General features: G+C 58.1%; 15 protein-coding genes. 10 read left to right on the top strand and 5 right to left on the bottom strand.

Features of this window, described 5'->3' with window-relative positions; translation table 11 throughout:
* Position 1 precedes the first annotated feature (1 nt).
* Both ABD720_RS15285 and ABD720_RS15280 read right to left on the bottom strand, forming a co-directional pair.
* Positions 2-1,717 carry a GspE/PulE family protein gene (locus ABD720_RS15285; RefSeq protein ID WP_344764453.1) on the bottom strand — a complete coding sequence of 572 codons (1,716 nt, stop codon included), beginning with the start codon at positions 1,715-1,717 and terminating at the stop codon, positions 2-4.
* A 14-nt stretch (positions 1,718-1,731) separates the two neighbouring features.
* Positions 1,732-2,505, bottom strand: coding sequence for a hypothetical protein (locus ABD720_RS15280; protein ID WP_344764448.1), 774 nt, complete (start codon positions 2,503-2,505; stop codon positions 1,732-1,734).
* A gap of 603 nt (positions 2,506-3,108) precedes the next feature.
* Between ABD720_RS15280 and ABD720_RS15275 the strand changes: the two genes are divergently transcribed.
* The 4 genes from ABD720_RS15275 to def are packed head-to-tail and all read left to right on the top strand — an operon-like array spanning position 3,109 to position 7,673.
* Positions 3,109-4,218 carry a cell division protein ZipA C-terminal FtsZ-binding domain-containing protein gene (locus tag ABD720_RS15275; RefSeq protein WP_344764446.1) on the top strand — a complete coding sequence of 370 codons (1,110 nt, stop codon included), beginning with the start codon at positions 3,109-3,111 and terminating at the stop codon, positions 4,216-4,218.
* A gap of 2 nt (positions 4,219-4,220) precedes the next feature.
* On the top strand, positions 4,221-6,266 hold the full coding sequence (gene ligA, locus ABD720_RS15270; RefSeq protein WP_344764443.1) for an NAD-dependent DNA ligase LigA: 2,046 nt from the start codon (positions 4,221-4,223) through the stop codon (positions 6,264-6,266).
* Positions 6,253-7,140, top strand: a complete 888-nt coding sequence (galU, locus tag ABD720_RS15265; protein ID WP_344764442.1) for a UTP--glucose-1-phosphate uridylyltransferase GalU — start codon at positions 6,253-6,255, stop codon at positions 7,138-7,140. The genes ligA and galU overlap by 14 nt, the downstream gene beginning before the upstream one ends.
* Positions 7,137-7,673 carry a peptide deformylase gene (gene def / locus ABD720_RS15260; RefSeq protein ID WP_344764439.1) on the top strand — a complete coding sequence of 179 codons (537 nt, stop codon included), beginning with the start codon at positions 7,137-7,139 and terminating at the stop codon, positions 7,671-7,673. The genes galU and def overlap by 4 nt, the downstream gene beginning before the upstream one ends.
* 56 nt (positions 7,674-7,729) lie before the next feature.
* Here the strand turns inward: def and ABD720_RS15255 are convergent, their stop codons facing one another.
* Genes ABD720_RS15255 through map form a run of 3 tightly spaced genes read right to left on the bottom strand, consistent with a single transcriptional unit; the run spans position 7,730 to position 11,888 of the window.
* Complete coding sequence (locus ABD720_RS15255; RefSeq protein WP_344764436.1) at positions 7,730-8,476, bottom strand: pseudouridine synthase; 747 nt, start codon at positions 8,474-8,476, stop codon at positions 7,730-7,732.
* Between the two features lie 26 nt (positions 8,477-8,502).
* Complete coding sequence (locus ABD720_RS15250; protein WP_344764433.1) at positions 8,503-11,055, bottom strand: [protein-PII] uridylyltransferase; 2,553 nt, start codon at positions 11,053-11,055, stop codon at positions 8,503-8,505.
* Between the two features lie 2 nt (positions 11,056-11,057).
* A complete protein-coding gene (gene map, locus ABD720_RS15245) occupies positions 11,058-11,888 on the bottom strand; it encodes a type I methionyl aminopeptidase (RefSeq protein ID WP_344764431.1) in 831 nt (276 codons plus the stop codon).
* A 291-nt stretch (positions 11,889-12,179) separates the two neighbouring features.
* Between map and rpsB the strand changes: the two genes are divergently transcribed.
* The 6 genes from rpsB (at position 12,180) to ABD720_RS15215 (ending at position 17,169) form a co-directional block, all read left to right on the top strand.
* The gene (gene rpsB, locus ABD720_RS15240; protein ID WP_344764429.1) at positions 12,180-12,926 is read left to right on the top strand and encodes a 30S ribosomal protein S2; all 747 of its coding nucleotides are present in this window, start codon (positions 12,180-12,182) and stop codon (positions 12,924-12,926) included.
* 127 nt (positions 12,927-13,053) lie between these two features.
* Entirely contained in the window at positions 13,054-13,935 is an 882-nt protein-coding gene (tsf, locus tag ABD720_RS15235) for a translation elongation factor Ts (protein ID WP_344764426.1), read from the top strand.
* A 299-nt stretch (positions 13,936-14,234) separates the two neighbouring features.
* Positions 14,235-14,951, top strand: a complete 717-nt coding sequence (gene pyrH / locus ABD720_RS15230; RefSeq protein ID WP_344764423.1) for a UMP kinase — start codon at positions 14,235-14,237, stop codon at positions 14,949-14,951.
* 36 nt (positions 14,952-14,987) lie between these two features.
* Positions 14,988-15,548: a ribosome recycling factor gene (gene frr / locus ABD720_RS15225; RefSeq protein WP_344764420.1), complete on the top strand. Its 561-nt coding sequence runs from the start codon at positions 14,988-14,990 to the stop codon at positions 15,546-15,548.
* A 44-nt stretch (positions 15,549-15,592) separates the two neighbouring features.
* Positions 15,593-16,351 carry a polyprenyl diphosphate synthase gene (gene uppS / locus ABD720_RS15220; RefSeq protein WP_344764416.1) on the top strand — a complete coding sequence of 253 codons (759 nt, stop codon included), beginning with the start codon at positions 15,593-15,595 and terminating at the stop codon, positions 16,349-16,351.
* Positions 16,351-17,169: a phosphatidate cytidylyltransferase gene (locus tag ABD720_RS15215; protein ID WP_344764413.1), complete on the top strand. Its 819-nt coding sequence runs from the start codon at positions 16,351-16,353 to the stop codon at positions 17,167-17,169. Before uppS ends, ABD720_RS15215 begins: the two co-directional genes overlap by 1 nt.
* Positions 17,170-17,180: the final 11 nt, after the last annotated feature.

Below are 17,180 nucleotides of genomic sequence, written 5' to 3'. Positions count from 1 at the left end.
GTCAGAAGCCCGCCCGGATGGCCTGGGTGACGGTTTCCGCATCGACGACATGGCATTCGAGCAGCCGCGCCATGACTGCGTGTTTGTCGATATGCGTGACGCCGTCCATCTTGAGCACGGCCTGGAAATGATGGATCGATTCGAACAGCAGGCGCGTTATGCCGTCGCGCAACTGCGTACTGGTCGGGATGATGACGGTCTCGTGGATGGCGACACGACCACGATAGCCGGTCTGGTTACAGGCAGGACACCCGCGACGGCGCAGGAACTGCGCATGGCCATGGAAGGTCATTGCATGTGCAGTGTGCAGTTCGGCAGCCGACTCGGTATCGACCTCGCTGGCACAGGCGCAGAGTTTTGGAATCAAGCCCTGATTGACCACCACGCTGAGCTGGTTGGCGAGTACGTACAAGGCTTCCTGCTTGGTCGCAACGTCGCAAAACGAGAGCACGCGTTCGAAGGTTTGCGCAACGTTTTTGGCATGCACGGTGGCCAGCACCAGATGACCGGATTCGGCAAATTTCAGCGCGGCGCGCATGGTGTCGTTGTCGCGGATTTCACCGAGGATCAGGACATCCGGGTCCTGGCGCAGTACCGATCGTTCGAGATCGGCGGATTTTTCGTTGAGCAGCTGGTTGAGCTGAATCTGGCGGGCAAACGGCAGGATGTATTCCACCGGTTCTTCGACCGTAATCACATTGATGCGGTCACGACTGAAGTTCTGCGCCAGTGCGTACAGCGTCGTCGTTTTGCCTGAACCGGTAGGCCCCGAAATAAGCACCAGTCCGCCGGTTTTGCCGCGCACGTTGGCCAGTTGCCGGAACAGCTCATGCATTTGCAGCTGAAACGGGAACAACGCATCAAGACCGATCATCGAGGCCGGATCAAGCACGCGGATGGCGATGGTTTCGCCACCGGCGATCGGTTGAGTGGCGACCCGAAATTCGACCCCGGCGCCGGCATTGATTAGCGAGAGCCGGCCATCCTGCGCCCGCCTGGTATCCGATGCATCCATGCCGGACTCATTCTTGATCCGCGAAAACAGCGCCGCCATGATGCGTTCGGGAACCAGGTGGGTCGGCTTTAACACACCATCGATGCGATAGCTGATCCAGGCATTCGGATCGCGCAGCTTGTCCAGGTGGATATCGGAGGCGCGCAACACGATGGCTTCACCCAGCAGCGCATTGAGGGCTTGCTTCAACAGCAATCCATTGATCTCTTCGTTGCGCAGGCGTAGCGCAATCGATTCAAAGGTATGTTCTTCACGATAGATGCCGGCCAGCGAGCGAAGAATGTCGCCAATGTCGGTCGGCATGACACGCAGGGCCGTGACGCTGACTTCACAGGCGCTGATCAGGATAGCTTTGGTGGCGGCGGTCATGACTCGGGCGGCTTTGAGAATCAGAATGCCACCCTCGACATCAATCGGAAAAACGCTGTACTGCTTACACAATGACAATGGCAGCAGGCGCCGAAACAGGATCGAATCGCGCTCGCTGTCCAGCCGTTTTACGGCGAAGCCAATTTGCTCCTGGCTGGCGAATTTATTACGCGCAATGACTTCCGCCAGCAGTGCCGGCTGGCCGCTGTCGCGTGACGACTTTTGCTGACGCAGGCAAACATCGAGTTGCTGCGGCGTGATGACGCCGGTTGTCACCAGGTATTTGCCGATTTGTCCTTGCAGGCTGTTGTCCGGAGTGATGAGCGTATTCATGGCGGTCCCTGTGCTTATTGCGGTGGCAACGCTGGCGGATTCAGGGGAGGCACATTGGTGCTGTCGGTTTGTGGCGCTGATGCGCTGCGTGTTTTGGTTTCGACGGAAATGCTGCGTTTGTAGGCCGGGTCGGGCCGCTCCAGAACGATGGCGGGCTGTGCCGGGCTGCCGGAGGTTTCCAGTTCGCCAACGAAAATAATCGCGCGGCGTTGGGTGTTTTCCTGAACCCGATAGATAACGACCTGTCGGTTGCTGATACGTGCCAGCAGGCTGCCAACGTTGCCGGTTGCCTCGAATGACTCGCCATCCCTGAGCATCAGTGCCTCATTGCGGGCGGTTGGCTGGCTCTGCGACGATATCGCGCCGAATGGCACGGGCGCCATGCTGCTGCCCACAGGTTGTAGTCCGGCAGCAGCCGGATTGAGGCCGATGCGCTGTGCCTGCGAGCGTCGCAGCACGGCCTCTTTGCCGCTGATGGCCGATACGTAAAAGGTAGCGAAGCGTTCTTTCAATTCGTTGAGTTCCCGGGCAGCGGCGTCATCGGCATACTGCGGACCGCCGGGATTACCGGATATGGGCGGATAAGCAGCTGTTGCGCCGGGATTGGTCGTGCCACGTTGCGCGTTGGCGCCCGGCAGCTGAGGAATGTCGGACGGCACCGGATTGCTGATGCTGCGCGGACGTATCAGCGGATTGGGTATCTGCATTTGTGCCGCAGCCGGCACGCTCAATGACGCCAGCATTGCAGTGCTAGCTATCCAGCGGGCGGTCATGGGGCGAGTATGCATCGTCTAGCCTTGAATAAATGGGACGTCTATGTGGTCATGTTGAACAAAACGAATCTAAAGTACCGATTTAATAATAACCAATAGTAAGTATTCTTGTGGGAATTATTTTGAGTTTTGTTGTTTGGCAACTATGCGTTCCGTCGCGCGAGATACTTTTGTTGAACACCGTGAAAACTCCCGTCCTACGGTGAGATCGCGGTGATTTCGCGGCAAGGACCAGAATGACTGTCGCGGAGGGCGGGTGGCTTGCCGGATGCGACAAGCCGGATTGGTGTCGACACTGACGAATAATGGCAACTTTGCCGAACCCGTCTCGTGGACCACCACCACCGGGACGGAAAACAGGCGCAAAATTGGTGCCCGGCGCAGAGGCCAGCTTGACAACTTCAGGTATCCACACTTACCCTTGGACCAATTCCGGATGGCCCTGCTCGTACCTGCTTTTGCGCTCTGGCCCGCTTCCATCGCTCACTGTTTCGCCTGACTTTCAAAGACTCCTGTGCCTCCTTTATCAATGATTGCAATTTTTTCTGACAAGCCTGTCGGGAATCTCCAAACCAGCTGCGCGGCGACGCGCATTCCGGCCGTGAAGGCAGCTACGGCATGACCGATCTTCAGACCAGCCTGATCGCCATTGGCGGTGCCATCGTTGCAGGCGTCATCGGCTACAACAAATGGCAGGAGTACAAGGCCAAAAAAAGTGTCGAACGGGCTTTTTCATCGACCAGTGACGATGTCCTGATGACACCCTCCAGCCGCAGTGACACGCCGGCACCAGCGCGCCAGGAACCCGGCTTTTTTGCTGCCGAGCCGGATGTGGCCAGTACTCCTGACGGCATCGTCACCAGCGACGACGCGCCACTTCCGGAAGGCGCTGCGGCATCCGCCGAAACGGTGGCCACTGCGCGCCCGATGGTGCGCAATTTGCCAGTCGATGATCTGGTCGACTGCCTGATTCCACTCACACTGGAAAACCCGCTGCGGGGCGACAAGATACTCGGCCCGATCCACAATCTGCGCCATGTCGGCAGCAAGGCCGTGCATTACATCGGCCTGCGCGAGGGTGGCGACTGGGAGGCAATTACCCATGCCAATGTGTATACCGCGTTGCAAGCGGGGGTACAGCTTGCCAACCGCGCGACGGCTCTCAATGAAATCGAATACTCCGAACTGATCATGTCCCTGCGCGCCGTGGCCGACGAGCTTGGTGCCGAACCCGATGTGCCGGACATGACCCATGTGATGCAGAGCGCGCGCGCACTGCACCAGTTCATCTCCGAATTCGATGCGCAACTGAGCGTCAACATCCAGTCCAATGGTGCACCGTGGGCCATCAATACCTTGCTCACCGCGCTGGAAAAACAGGGATTTGACCTGCGTCCGGAAGGTCGTCTGGTGATGTCTGACGGTGAGGGCGGCGTGTTGTTTTCGCTCTCGACCAACGTCACGCTGGCTGCGGACACGACCTCGCGTCTGACGCTGCTGCTGGATGTGCCGCGCGTGGCGCCGGGACACAATGCCTTCGGCGCACTGGTCGCCTGTGCCCGTTCTCTGGCGCTGCGCATGGACGGTACCGTCGTTGATGATGGCAACCAGCCACTATCGGATCAGGCACTCAGTGAAATCGCCAGCCAGGTAGACGATTTTTACGCCAACATGGAGTCGGCCGACATTCCGGCAGGATCAATGCGGGCCTTGCGCCTGTTCAGCTGACCATGGCGACAGTGTCATCGGCGGAATTCGCCGTGCGTGTCGCTGCGCTGCGTGACTTGCTGGATCGCCACGCCCACGCCTACTACGTGCTCGATAGCCCGACCATTCCCGATGTCGATTACGACGCGCTTTTTCGCGAACTGGAAGCGCTTGAATCCGCCCACCCGGAGCTGATCTCGCTGCAATCGCCGACGCAGCGGGTCGGCGCTGCACCGCTACCGGAGTTTGCCCAGGTGCGGCATTCGGTACCGATGCTCTCGCTCGGGAATGGCTTCGCCGATGAGGACATCCTTGCGTTTGATCGCCGTGTTCGGGACGGCCTGCAGGCAACTGAAGAAGTGGCCTACGCCGCCGAATTGAAGTTCGACGGCCTCGCAATCAACCTGCGCTACGAGGCAGGCGTGCTGGTCGAAGCGGCCACCCGTGGCGATGGCGCCACCGGCGAAAACGTCACCGCCAATGTCCGTACCATCCGCGGGATTCCGTTGCGGTTGCAGACCGAACATCCTCCGGCGGTCATCGATGTGCGTGGCGAGGTATTGCTGTTCAAAGCGGATTTTGCCAGCTTGAATGTACGCCAACGCACCGCCGGCCTGAAGGAATTCGCCAACCCGCGCAATGCCGCGGCAGGCAGCTTGCGCCAGCTTGATTCCCGCATTACCGCAAGTCGCGCCTTGCGATTTTTTGCGTACGGCGTCGGTGCCCTGGACGGCATGCCGATGCCGGCCTCGCATACCGCGTTGCTAGATTGGTATCGCCAACTCGGTATCCCGGTCTGTCAGGAGCGCCGGGTCGTCAGCGGCGCGCAGGGCTTGCTGGCGTTCTATCGCGACATTGGCGCGCGCCGCGCCGCCTTGCCGTATGAAATCGACGGCGTGGTCTACAAGGTCGACGCGGTGGCCGAACAGCAGCAACTCGGTTTCGTCTCGCGCGCACCGCGCTTTGCGCTGGCGCATAAATTCCCGGCCGAGGAGGCCAGTACCGTGGTGCAGGACATCACCGTCCAGGTCGGTCGTACCGGTGCCATCACGCCGGTGGCGCGGCTGGCGCCGGTCTCGGTGGGCGGCGTCACCGTCACCAATGCCACGCTGCACAACGAGGATGAAGTGCGCCGCAAGGATATCCGGATTGGTGATACGGCGATCGTGCGGCGTGCCGGTGACGTGATTCCGGAGGTGGTGTCGTTCATCGCCGAATTGCGTCCGGTCGATGCGCGCGAATTCGTGATGCCGACGGCGTGCCCGGTGTGCGGATCGCCGATTGTCCGGCTTGACGAGGAAGCCATTGCGCGATGTTCGGGCGGCTGGCTGACATGCGCCGCGCAACGCAAGGGTGGCCTGCAGCATTTTGTCTCGCGTCGCGCGATGGATATCGAAGGACTGGGCGAACAACTGATCGAGCAACTGGTGGATCGCGAAGTCATCCGTACCCCCGCCGACCTGTACAAGCTGGGACTGGTCGGCTTGGCAGAGCTGGAGCGCATGGCCGACAAATCGGCGCGCAACGTGATTGCCGCGCTGGAAAAATCCAAGGCCACCACGCTCGCCCGTTTTATCTATGCGCTTGGCATCCGGCATGTCGGTGAAGCCACTGCGAAAGCGCTTGCCGCCCACTTCGGCCAGCTCGACGCCGCCATCGCAGCGACCGAAGCCCAATTGCTGGAGGTGGCCGATGTCGGCCCGGTGGTCGCGCAGTCGATCCTGGCTTTTTTCGGCGACCCGCTCAATCGCGAACTGATCGACCAGTTGCGTGCCGCCGGGTTGCACTGGAAAGAAGGCAGCCCACAGCAGGTCCGGGCCTTGCCACAAAGCGGCAAGACTTTCGTGCTTACCGGAACATTGCCCACGCTCGGCCGTGATGACGCCGCGGCATTGATCGAGGCAGTTGGTGGCAAGGTCGCCAGCTCGGTCTCCAAAAAAACCAGCTATGTCGTCGCCGGTGCCGAGGCCGGCAGCAAGCTCGTCAAAGCCACCGAACTCGGTCTGGTCATCCTCGATGAAGCCGGCTTACTGCAACTTTTGAAAGGACAAGTCGATGCGACAAATTAAGAAAGCCGTGTTTCCGGTGGCCGGTCTCGGGAGCCGCTTTTTACCGGCCACGAAAGCACAACCGAAAGAGATGCTGCCGATCGTCGACAAGCCCTTGATCCAGTACGCCGTCGAAGAAGCCGTCGCTGCCGGCATCACTGAATTGATCTTCATTACCGGCCGTAACAAGCGTGCCATCGAAGACCATTTCGACAAGGCGTATGAACTCGAAGCCGAACTCGAAGCCGCCGGCAAGACGCAGTTGCTGGAGTTTGTCCAGAACGTGATTCCGAAACACGTGAGCTGCATTTACATCCGCCAGTCCGCGCCGCTGGGGCTCGGTCATGCGGTGTTGTGCGCACGTCCGGTCGTGGGGCTGGAGCCATTCGCGGTATTGCTGGCGGATGACTTCATGGATGTGCCGGATGGCACGGCACCGGTGCTGGCGCAGATGACGGATATTTTTTCGCGCCAGGGGTCGAGCATTCTTGCCGTGCAGGACGTGCCGCGTGCCGAAACCCGGCAGTACGGCATCGTCAGTGTGTCGCCGTATGCCAGATCGCTGGAACAGGTGAATGCAATCGTCGAGAAGCCCACCCCGGACAGCGCGCCATCGACGCTGGCAGTGGTAGGGCGGTATGTGCTGACGAACGGGATTTTTGATTATCTGGAAAATCTCGGGCAGGGCGCTGGTGGCGAAATCCAGCTCACCGATGGCATCTCGGCCATGATCGAATCGGAACGCGTGCTGGCGTATCGCTATAACGGCCAGCGTTACGATTGCGGGTCCAAGCTCGGCTACCTGAAAGCCTCGATGGCGATGGGACTGAAACATCCCGAAACCGGGGTGGCCTTTGCTGCTTATTTGAAGACATTGCTGGAGACGCAACGATGACTGTCCGAGAGATATTGAAAATGGGCGACCCGCGTTTGTTGCGGCAAGCCGAACCGGTGACCGAATTCGACACCCCCGCGATGCGTGAGCTAATTGCCGACATGTTCGACACGATGCATGCGGCCAATGGTGCTGGTCTGGCCGCGCCACAGATCGGCGTGAACCTGCAAGTGGTGATCTACGGTTTCAAGCAGAACGTGCGTTACCCGGAGGCGCCGGAAGTGCCTGAAACCGTGTTGATCAATCCGGTACTGACACCGCTGTCGGACGACACCGCAGAAAGCTGGGAAGGCTGTCTGTCGGTGCCGGGACTGCGCGGTGTGGTGGCGCGCTGGACGCAATTGCATTACGAAGGAGTCGATCAGTTTGGCGGCGTGATCAGCCGCGATGTCGACGGTTTTCATGCGCGCGTGGTGCAGCATGAATGTGACCATCTGGATGGGATTCTTTACCCGATGCGGGTGACGGATTTCAGTCGGTTCGGCTATACCAGCGTGCTGTTTCCGGAGCTGGACGGCGACGAAGACGACTGACCCGGCCGTTCACGCTGGCACTCTGGCCATGCGTGAACATCCTGTCTTCATTGACTTCAAAACACTTCATCCGCGCCCAGATAGCGCCATTCGCCGACCGGTAAATCGCCCAGCTTGACATTGCCTATCCGTACCCGTTTCAAGCCCAGCACTTTCAGACCCACCATGTCGCACATGCGACGGATCTGGCGCTTCTTGCCTTCGCGCAGGATAAAGCTCAGCTGATCGTCGTTCTGCCAGCGCACCTTGGCGGGCAATAATTCCTTGCCATCCATGGTCAGGCCATGTTGCAGGCGCTTTAGCTGATTGTCGGGCAGGCGTCCGGGACGGTCGTACTGCACGCGCACCAGATACTCTTTTTCCACGTCGGTGGTTTCGCCGATGAGCTGCTTGGCCACGCGGCCATCCTGCGTGAGTACCAGCAAGCCGATCGAATCGATGTCGAGTCGCCCGGCTGGCACCAGGCTGCGCAGCTGGGTCGGATGAAACTGTAGCGGTGCACCATCTTCGCTCCAGCGGTTTTCGGCTTTCACCAGCGTTACCGCCGGCTGATACCCGTCCTCGGCCTGGCCGCTGACATAGCCCATCGGCTTGTTGATCAGGACCGTGACCAGCTTGGATTGTTGCGCGGCTGCCTGGCGTTCGATGGTGACGGTCTGGCTGGGCAAGACCTTGCTGCCAAGTTCGGAAATGACCTGGCCATCGACTCTGACCCAGCCTTTGGCGATCCATTCATCAGCTTCACGGCGGGAGCACAGACCCAGTTCGGACATGCGTTTGGAAAGGCGGAGAGGTTCGGTCATCGTAGTGTGTCAAAAAATGGGTGGGATCAAACGCGCAGGGCGTCGAGCAAATCGGTTTCCAGCTGAATCTGGCTGCGCGCATTATTGAGCGTCGGGCCGTCCACCAGGAAAACGTCTTCGACTCGCTCACCGAGCGTCATGATCTTGGCGGTATGCAGGCTGACCCGGTAGCGGGCCAGCACGCTGGCGATGGAATACAGCAAGCCGTTACGGTCGTTGGCCGAAATCGTCAGCAGATAATACTGGCCGCGTTCGTCAGGGCGCAAGTCGACTGCCGGTGTTATCGGGAACGTGCGCGAGAGGCGCGATAAACGCCCCCGGGTAGGCGCTTGCAACGGTTCCGCACTGGTCAGAAACTGCGTCAGTTCGTGCTCGATCAGACTGATGATATCGCGGTAGTTATTGGCAAAATTGGGCTCGGTCACGAGGAACGTATCCAGAGCATAACCGTGCCGCGTGGTGTGAATTTTTGCATCCAGAATGCTGAAGTTCTTCTGGTCGAAATAACTGCAGGTCCGTGCGAACAGGTCCGGCTGATCTTTCAGGTAGACGGTGACCTGCAGGCCTTCGCCGATCGTGGCCAGGCGACATTTGACGACGGGCACCGGGCTATCGAACTTACCGTACAACGCGCGGGTTTGCCAGGCAATATCCGAGGCATCGTGACGCAGGAAGTAGGCGACATCCAGATGGTTCCACAGCTGTTCATGGGCATCGGCAGGAAGGCCGTACAGGCGCAATGTCGCCAGTGCCGCCTGCTGGCGATTTTTCAGTTCCCGATCGGCCGAGGGGGCCTCGCCACCAAGCACGCGCAAGGTAATCCGGTACAGATCCTCCAGCAATTTGCCCTTCCACGCATTCCAGACCTTGGGGCTGGTGCCGCGTATGTCAGACACCGTCAACAGATACAGTGCGGTCAGATGCCGCTCATCCTTGACCAAAGCTGCAAAAGTCTGGATCACCGCAGGATCGGACAGATCCTGCTTCTGGGCCGTCTGCGACATGGTCAGGTGATGCTCGACCAGAAACACGATCAGTTCGGTGTCTTCTTTCGATAGTCCGTGATCGCGACAGAATTTCTCGGCATCGGCCATGCCCAGTTTGGAGTGATCACCGCCGCGGCCCTTGGCGATATCGTGGAACAGGGCCGCGATGTAGAGCAGCCACGGACGTGAAAAATTGGCGATCAGCTGGCTGCAAAACGGATATTCGTGCGAGTGCTCCGGCATCGTGAAGCGGCGTACATTGCGCACCACCATCAGGATGTGCTGATCGACCGTGTACACATGAAACAGGTCGTGCTGCATCTGGCCGACGATACGCCGGAAATTCGGCAGGTAGCGGCCCAGGATGCTGGTCTGGTTCATGTTGCGCAGGGCATGCGTGATGCCCTGCGGCGAACGCAAAATGTCGAGGAACAGCGCCTTGTTGACCGGGTCGCGGCGGAATGCCGCATCGATCTTGAGGCGGGCGTGCCACAGTGCGCGCATGGTGCGTGCGGTCATCCCTTGCAACAGACTGTTTTCGGCCAGCAGCAGGAAGACTTCCAGCATCGATGATGGGGTCGTCAGGAAGGTATCTTCGCGGGCAATATCGATAAATCCGTTGATCTCATTGAAGCGCGGATTGATCGGCACCGGCACGGAAGGCATCGGCAACAATTGCGCACCGATATTTTGCAGCAGGATGGCGTTGAGCTGGGTGACCGCCTTGGCTGCCCAGTAATATCGCTGCATCAGGTACTCGCTAGCGCGACGGGTTTCGGTAGTGCTGAATCCGAACTTTTCGGCGATGGCGGTCTGGACATCGAAGACCAGCCGGTCTTCGCGCCGGTTGGTCAGGATATGCAGCCTGATCCGGATATCCTTGAAGGCGCGCTCCTTTTGTACCAGCTGACGTGCTTCAACGCTGGTGATCAGGCCACGCTGCGCCAGCTTGCGCCATGAGTCACCGAGTCCGGCAGCCTTGGCAACCCACAGAATCACCTGCAGGTCACGCAAGCCGCCCGGGCTTTCCTTGCAATTCGGTTCGAGGCTGTAGGGCGTATCGTCATACTTGGCATGGCGCTGGCGCATTTCCAGAATTTTGGCTTGAAAAAATGCCAGCGGTTGCATCGCCGCCGAGCAGCGTTCCTGCAAGAAGCGGAATAGCTTGCGATTCCCCGTGACCAGGCGCGCTTCGAGCAGACTGGTTTGTACCGTGATGTCCGCCGCCGCTTCCGACAGGCATTCCGGAATCGTGCGTATGCTGTGACCAATTTCGAGGCCGATGTCCCATAGCGTTTGTACCAGCTCTTCGAGCTTCGCTTGCAGCGCCGGGCCGGGTGCGGACTCCAGCAGAATCAGGACATCGACATCGGAATGCGGAAACAGCTCGCCGCGCCCGTAGCCGCCGACGGCCACCAGCGCAGCGCTGGCCGGCAGGCCGCATCCGGTCCACGCCTCCGCCAGCACGGCGTCGACGCTTTTGCACAGGTTCGTCAGCAGCGCTTCCGGTTTTCCGTCCAGTTCGAATTGGGCAATCAGCTTGAGCCGTTCGCTTTTGAGTTTTTCTTTCAGCGTAAGCGCAAGCGATGCCATTGTCAGGAAGCCGCGATCTGTTCGGCGGAGGTCTTGATGAACTCCGGTGGTGGCGGCATCCCTGCTGATACGGTCAGGACTTCGTAGCCGGTCTCGGTGACCAGCACCGTGTGTTCCCACTGCGCCGACAAACTGCGATCCTTGGTCTTGATGGTCCAGCCATCGCCCATTTCGCGGATTTCCCTGCGGCCCGCGTTGATCATCGGTTCGACCGTGAAAATCATGCCGGCTTTCATTTCTTCCAGTGTGCCCGGACGACCGTAGTGCAGGATTTGCGGCTCTTCATGGAAGATCGTGCCGATGCCGTGGCCACAAAATTCGCGTACCACGCTGTAGCCCGCTTTTTCGGCATGCTGCTGAATCACGTAACCGATATCGCCCAGATGCGCACCTGGCCGGATTTTTGAAATGCCGAGCCACATGCATTCATACGTAATCAGCCCGAGGCGTTTTGCCATGATCGATGGCTCGCCGATGTAGTACATGCGGCTGGTGTCTCCGTGGTAGCCGTCTTTGATGACGGTGATGTCGAGGTTGATGACGTCGCCGTTCTTGAGTACCTTGTCGCCGGGAATCCCGTGACAGATCACGTCATTGACGGAAGTGCAAATTGCTTTCGGGTAGGGTGTGTAGCCGGGTGGGCAGTAGTTGAGCGGCGCTGGAATGGTGCCTTGCACATTGACCATGTACTCGTGGCAAAGGCGATCGACTTCGCCGGTGGTAATGCCGACTTTCATATAGGGAGCGATAAAATCGAGTACTTCAGCAGCCAGGCGGCCGGCAATGCGCATGCCCTTGATATCGGCTTCGGTCTTGATGGAGATGGTGCTCATGTTAATACTCTGCCTTTCGCAAATAATACTGGTTCAGGTGCCGATTATAGTCGACCCGGTTGCACCGCCGGTATTGCGGCATTCCGCATCGCATCATCGCGATCGCGAAGCATGCTTGAATCAGCGGCAGGTTTTCGAGTACAATCGCAGGCTGTCTAGAAAAGCAATTCAAGGCAGTGCAGTAAAAATCGCGAATCCGTTCGACAAGGGTGCCTGTACTACAGCATGCAATGTTTGCATCGCCAGTGCCGGTCACCGGGCGGATTCCAGACCCCAACCCTGGAGAAAACTATGTCAGTAACAATGCGTGAAATGCTGGAAGCCGGCGTCCATTTTGGTCACCAAACCCGTTTCTGGAACCCAAAAATGGCACCGTTCATTTTTGGTCACCGCAACAAGATTCACATCGTCAACCTCGAAAAAACCCTGGCCATGTACCAGGACGCGATGAAGTACATCAAGCAACTGTCGTCCAACAACGGCACCATCCTGATGGTTGGCACCAAGCGCCAGGCGCGCGAAATCATGGCTGCAGAAGCGCAACGCGCCGGTATGCCATTCGTCGACCAGCGCTGGCTCGGCGGCATGCTGACCAACTTCAAAACCATCAAGACCTCGATCAAGCGCCTGAAAGAAATGGAAGCCTCGATCGAAGACGGTTCCGTTGAAAAGCTAAGCAAAAAAGAAGGTCTGATGTTTGAGCGCGAGATGATCAAGCTGCAAAAATCCATCGGCGGTATCAAGGATATGGGCGGCATCCCTGACGCAATTTTCGTGGTCGACGTTGGTTACCACAAAGGTGCGATCACCGAAGCTGCCAAGCTTGGTATTCCTGTCATCGGTGTGGTTGATACCAACCACAGCCCGGAAGGCGTGACGTATGTCATTCCAGGCAACGATGACTCGTCAAAAGCCATCATGTTGTACGCACGCGGTGTTGCCGATGCCATCCTTGAAGGCCGTGCCGGCGCGTTGAACGAAGTCGTCGAGGCCGTCAAGTCCGGTGATGATTTCGTTGAAGTAAGCGAGCAGGCTTAATAGTCGGTTTGATGGTGTGAGCTTCAGAAAAGGGGCAACGTGTTTTGCTCCTTTTTTTCGAGCAAAATTTTAAGCGGTATTTGATTGTGGATGGCCAAACAGGCGTCCCTCATGCAAGGAGATTGTGATGACGGTAATTACAGCAGCGATGGTTGGTGAACTGCGCGCGAAGACCGATGCGCCTATGATGGAATGCAAAAAAGCGCTGACCGAAGCCGGTGGCGATGCAGTAAAAGCGGAAGAACTTCTGCGTGTCAAACTTGGCGGCAAAGCCTCCAAGGCCGCATCGCGGGTAACAGCCGAAGGCGTCGTGACTGCCTTCATTACCGACAAAGTCGGCGCCATGGTTGAAGTCAATTGCGAAACCGACTTCGTGACCAAGAATGACGAGTTCATCGCGCTGGCAAATGCCTGCGCCAAGCTGGTTGCAGAGCACAATCCGGCGGACGTCGCCGCATTGCTGGCCCTGCCGCTGGATGGCAAGACCGTCGATGAGCAACGCGCTGCCTTGATCGGCCGTATCGGCGAAAACATGTCGGTGCGTCGCTTTGAGCGTTTCGATACCAGCGCCAAATTGGCCTCGTATCTGCACGGTACGCGTATTGGCGTGATGGTTGAATTTGACGCTGCGGATGACCAGGTAGGCAAAGACGTTGCCATGCACGTCGCCGCCATGAAGCCGGTCTCGCTGTCGTCGGACGAAGTGCCGGCCGACCTGATCGAAAAAGAGCGTTCGGTTGCTGCTTTGAAGGCCGCTGAATCGGGCAAGCCCGCTGAGATCGTCACGAAGATGGTTGAAGGATCGATCCAGAAGTTCCTGAAAGAAGTGTCTCTGCTGAACCAGACCTTCGTCAAGAATGACAAGCAAACGATCGAACAGATGCTGAAGGCCAATAGCGCTTCCATTAAATCGTTCAAGATGTTCGTGGTCGGTGAAGGCATTGAAAAGAAACAGGACGACTTCGCAGCAGAAGTGGCAGCGCAAGTTGCTGCCGCCAAGCAGGCGTAAGACTGAATAGCGGGCCGAAAGGCCCGCTTCTTCATGTACAGGGTGGTGTCGCTATCCCCGGCTGCGGAGTAGTTATCTGCAGCATGGAACGCCTGACAAATGCCACTGACCGTTATCCCGTCAGCGGCTTTTGTCAGATGCTCCAGGAGCTGATTGAAAAGTCTCCAAGCAGACCGGTTCGGATCGCTTGCCAAAAGCAAGCTGGATTTCCAGCCGGTTTGGCCTGAAAATGGCGGGCGATTGTGCCCGCTTTCCCATTCATGATCTCGACGACGAGGTCATTACAAGGAGTCCAGTTCATGAACCAACCTGCTTACAAGCGTGTGTTGCTGAAACTTTCCGGCGAAGCCCTGATGGGTGACGATGCATACGGAATCAATCGTGCAACCATCGAGCGGATGGTCGCCGATGTCGCCGAAGTCGCCGCCCTGGGTGTCGAGTTGGCCATCGTGATCGGTGGAGGTAATATTTTCCGCGGTGTCGCACCCGGTGCACAAGGCATGGATCGCGCAACTGCCGACTACATGGGCATGCTGGCAACCGTGATGAATTCACTCGCGCTGGCCGACGCGATGCGTCAGGCCGGTATTGTTGCCCGGGTCATGTCTGCCATCAGCATCGAGCAGGTGGTCGAGCCCTACGTGCGTCCGAAAGCTCTGCAGTATCTGGAAGAGGGCAAGATCGTCGTCTTCGCCGCCGGTACCGGCAATCCGTTCTTTACTACCGATACCGCAGCGGCGTTACGCGGTTCGGAAATCGGTGCACAGATCGTTCTGAAAGCCACCAAGGTCGATGGCGTCTATAGCGCCGATCCGAAAAAAGATCCGACCGCAACGCGGTATTCCACCATCACGTTCGATGAAGCGATCTCCAAGCATTTGCAGGTGATGGATGCGACGGCGTTTGCGCTGTGCCGCGACCAGAAGCTGCCGATCAAAGTCTTTTCCATCATCAAGCCGGGTGCGCTCAAACGCGTCATCATGGGCGAAGATGAAGGTACGCTGGTCCATATTTAATTTAGTCGTTACCCGAAAAAATCACAGGAGAGCAGCATGACCATCGCTGACGTCAAGAAAAGTACCGATCAACGGATGCACAAATCCATAGAGACCCTGAAGGCGGATCTGGCGAAAGTGCGTACCGGACGTGCCCATGTCGGCATGCTCGACCACATCATGGTCGATTATTACGGCAATCCAACCCAGCTCACGCAAGTCGCCAATGTGACTCTGGTGGACGCCCGTACACTCGGTGTGCAGCCATGGGAAAAAAAGATGGTCTCGGTCGTCGAGAAAGCCATCCGTGACGCCGACCTCGGTCTGAATCCATCGACTCAGGGTGACCTGATCCGCGTACCGACGCCGGCACTGACCGAAGAGCGTCGCAAGGAAATGGTCAAGCTGGTCAAGAGCGAAGCGGAAGACGCCAAGATTGCCATTCGTAATATCCGTCGCGATGCCAACGAGAATTTCAAGAAGCTGTTGAAAGACAAGGATTGTTCGGAAGACGATGAGCGTCGTGCCCAGGACGATATCCAGAAGTTGACGGACAAGTTCGTTGCCGAGATCGACAAGCTGGTCGTCGACAAGGAAAAGGAAGTGCTGACGGTATAGCCGTTGGCCAGGTCAGCCATCTTTTTCCACCATCTAATTTCGCCATGACGCATCCAAGTTCTACCGCCGCAGTGCCACCGGTTTCTGTCGTGCCCCGCCATATTGCCATCATCATGGATGGCAACGGGCGCTGGGCCACGAAGCGGTTCCTGCCGCGTGTGACAGGGCACGTCAAGGGCGTCGATGCGGTGCGCGGCACCGTAGAAGCGTGTGCGCGGCGTGGTGTCGAATTCCTCACCCTGTTTGCCTTCAGTTCCGAAAACTGGCGGCGCCCCGCTGATGAAGTGTCGCTGCTGATGCGCCTGTTCGTCACGGCGCTGGACCGCGAAGTGGCAAAAATGCATGCGAATAATATCCGCCTGAAGGTGGTTGGCGACTTGTCCCGCTTTGACGAAAAGCTGCAGGGAATGATCGACAGCGCCCACCGCCGCACTGCCAATAATACGGGCCTGACGGTCACGATCTGCGCCAACTACGGTGGTCGCTGGGATATCACGCAGGCGATGAACCAGCTGGTTGCCAGGTTTCCGGGCCGGGCTGACTTCACCGAAGAAGAACTCGCCGGCTTCCTGTCGATGTCGTATGCGCCAGAGCCGGATCTGTTCATTCGCACAGGTGGCGAGGAACGGGTATCGAACTTCCTGTTGTGGCAACTTGCCTATTCCGAATTTCACTTTACCGAGACCTACTGGCCTGACTTCGATGGCGACCAGCTTGACATTGCCATCGCCTCTTACCAACAGCGCGAGCGCCGTTTCGGACGCACCAGCGCGCAACTCGTCGATCAGAAAAAGGCATCCTGATGCTTAAGACCCGTGTCGTCACGGCAGTCATCTTGCTGGCGGTACTCCTGCTGGTGGTGTGGTCCCGTTCTTCGGAACTGTTTTTGCTGACGGCAGCCGCGTTTTTTGCCGCCGCCAGTTGGGAAATGTTGCGCTTGTTCGGTAGCAAGCGGCCACTGATCGGCGCTGCGCTATGGACCGGACTATTTATTTTCCTGATGTTCAATGCGCGCTTCGTCAACCAGAAGGTTTTTTTCGGTATCTGCGTTGCGCTGTGGCTGATCCGTTTCGTGCCTTCCCTGAAACTTGGATTGCCGGCCATGGACGGATTCGCCAACCGACTGCTCGGACTGGTGGTCGGTATTGCCATCCTGGGCTGCTTTCTGTCGATTGCCGTACTCTACAGCTGGTCGCCGCTGTATTTGCTGTCGGTGATGGCGCTGGTCTGGATTGCCGACATCGGTGCCTATTTTTCGGGCAAGGCCTTTGGCAAGCACAAGCTCGCGCCGTCGATTTCGCCGGGAAAAACATGGGAAGGCGCGATTGGTGGTGGTGTCGCCGTCCTGTTGCTGTCATCGGTCTCGGTGGTGATTCCTGTTTTTGCTGATACCTTTGCGGTACATGTCCAAGGCCGTTGGGGCTGGGGCGGGCTGATTGCCGTCATGGTGCTGTTTGTCGCAGCAAGTATTGTGGGTGACTTGTTCGAGTCGCAATTGAAGCGACGCGCCAACATGAAGGACAGCAGCAACCTGCTACCCGGACATGGCGGTGTGCTTGACAGGATCGATGCCTTGTTGCCGACACTGCCACTGGCAGTGCTGATCGGCTACTGGCTTTAATCAACATTAAA

This window comes from Actimicrobium antarcticum (assembly GCF_039536745.1).
Classification (GTDB): Bacteria; Pseudomonadota; Gammaproteobacteria; order Burkholderiales; family Burkholderiaceae_D; genus Actimicrobium; species Actimicrobium antarcticum.
This window is presented reverse-complemented; position numbering and strand designations above follow the sequence as displayed.

Excerpts from the sequence above, each read along its gene's own strand:
- ABD720_RS15285 (WP_344764453.1), bottom strand. The coding sequence starts at position 1,717 with ATGAATACGCTCATCACTCCGGACAACAGCCTGCAAGGACAAATCGGC.
- ABD720_RS15280 (WP_344764448.1), bottom strand. The coding sequence starts at position 2,505 with ATGCATACTCGCCCCATGACCGCCCGCTGGATAGCTAGCACTGCAATG.
- ABD720_RS15275 (WP_344764446.1), top strand. The coding sequence starts at position 3,109 with ATGACCGATCTTCAGACCAGCCTGATCGCCATTGGCGGTGCCATCGTT.
- ligA (WP_344764443.1), top strand. The coding sequence starts at position 4,221 with ATGGCGACAGTGTCATCGGCGGAATTCGCCGTGCGTGTCGCTGCGCTG.
- galU (WP_344764442.1), top strand. The coding sequence starts at position 6,253 with ATGCGACAAATTAAGAAAGCCGTGTTTCCGGTGGCCGGTCTCGGGAGC.
- def (WP_344764439.1), top strand. The coding sequence starts at position 7,137 with ATGACTGTCCGAGAGATATTGAAAATGGGCGACCCGCGTTTGTTGCGG.
- ABD720_RS15255 (WP_344764436.1), bottom strand. The coding sequence starts at position 8,476 with ATGACCGAACCTCTCCGCCTTTCCAAACGCATGTCCGAACTGGGTCTG.
- ABD720_RS15250 (WP_344764433.1), bottom strand. The coding sequence starts at position 11,055 with ATGGCATCGCTTGCGCTTACGCTGAAAGAAAAACTCAAAAGCGAACGG.
- map (WP_344764431.1), bottom strand. The coding sequence starts at position 11,888 with ATGAGCACCATCTCCATCAAGACCGAAGCCGATATCAAGGGCATGCGC.
- rpsB (WP_344764429.1), top strand. The coding sequence starts at position 12,180 with ATGTCAGTAACAATGCGTGAAATGCTGGAAGCCGGCGTCCATTTTGGT.
- tsf (WP_344764426.1), top strand. The coding sequence starts at position 13,054 with ATGACGGTAATTACAGCAGCGATGGTTGGTGAACTGCGCGCGAAGACC.
- pyrH (WP_344764423.1), top strand. The coding sequence starts at position 14,235 with ATGAACCAACCTGCTTACAAGCGTGTGTTGCTGAAACTTTCCGGCGAA.
- frr (WP_344764420.1), top strand. The coding sequence starts at position 14,988 with ATGACCATCGCTGACGTCAAGAAAAGTACCGATCAACGGATGCACAAA.
- uppS (WP_344764416.1), top strand. The coding sequence starts at position 15,593 with ATGACGCATCCAAGTTCTACCGCCGCAGTGCCACCGGTTTCTGTCGTG.
- ABD720_RS15215 (WP_344764413.1), top strand. The coding sequence starts at position 16,351 with ATGCTTAAGACCCGTGTCGTCACGGCAGTCATCTTGCTGGCGGTACTC.